Source organism: Alcanivorax sp. HI0083, assembly GCF_001635175.1.
This window is the reverse complement of record NZ_LWFX01000129.1, coordinates 1-740: the sequence shown is the minus strand read 5'-3', so window position 1 is coordinate 740 and position 740 is coordinate 1. Positions and strand designations below refer to the sequence as shown.

The following is a 740-nucleotide window of genomic DNA, read 5'->3' as shown; positions in this document are numbered from 1 at the left end:
GCACCGCCAGCGCCACCAACGCACCGGGCCACCACCAGCCCCCGTCACGGATGTCGAGCATGGCCAGCCAGGAGTCGTACTGGTTCTGGTAGCGCCACACAAACGCCAGTCGCGCCCCCAGCACGGCGGTAATGGCAATCAGCCATAGCGTTGCTTCGATGCGTTGCCCACGGCGTTGCCACCACAGGCTGGTGAGGCTGGCGGCGAAAAAGCCGGTGAGCACGACAAAAGTGCCTGCCGGCAGGGCCAGTGGGCCAATGATGACAGCGTCCACGGTCTCTCCATGTCAGGGAAGCGCCAGTGTGGCCCGGCTGCATTAACCGTGGGTTAACCGGTGGCGCCGACACTGGGCTGCAACTTGCGCAGCCTAACCGGGTCAGAGCCACATGCATATTTTATTGATCGAAGATGACGCCTTGCTGGGTGATGGTATTCAGGCCGGGCTGCAGGCCATGGGGTTTACCGTGGCCTGGGTGACGCGTGCGCGCGAAGGGCTGGCTGCCTGGAAAAGCGTGGAGTTCGATGCGTTAGTGCTGGATCTGGGGCTGCCTGACCAGGATGGGGGCCAGGCCCTTTGCCAGTGGCGCGACGCCGGGCTCACTGCGCCGGTATTGATCCTCACTGCCCGGGACGCGGTACAGGACCGCATTGATGGCTTGCAGCGCGGTGCCGATGATTACCTGGTCAAGCCGTTTGATCTGGGCGAACTGGCGGCGCGTTTGCAGGCACTGCTGCGCCGT

At 64.1% G+C, this 740-nt stretch carries 2 protein-coding genes; one reads left to right on the top strand and one right to left on the bottom strand.

Annotated elements, in window-relative coordinates:
- Positions 1-274, bottom strand: a 274-nt coding sequence (locus tag A3754_RS01480) for a prolipoprotein diacylglyceryl transferase family protein (protein WP_231880437.1), incomplete at its 3' end; no start/stop codon positions are given.
- Between the two features lie 112 nt (positions 275-386).
- Between A3754_RS01480 and A3754_RS01475 the strand changes: the two genes are divergently transcribed.
- On the top strand, positions 387-740 hold a 354-nt coding region (locus tag A3754_RS01475), incomplete at its 3' end, for a response regulator (RefSeq protein WP_156496670.1).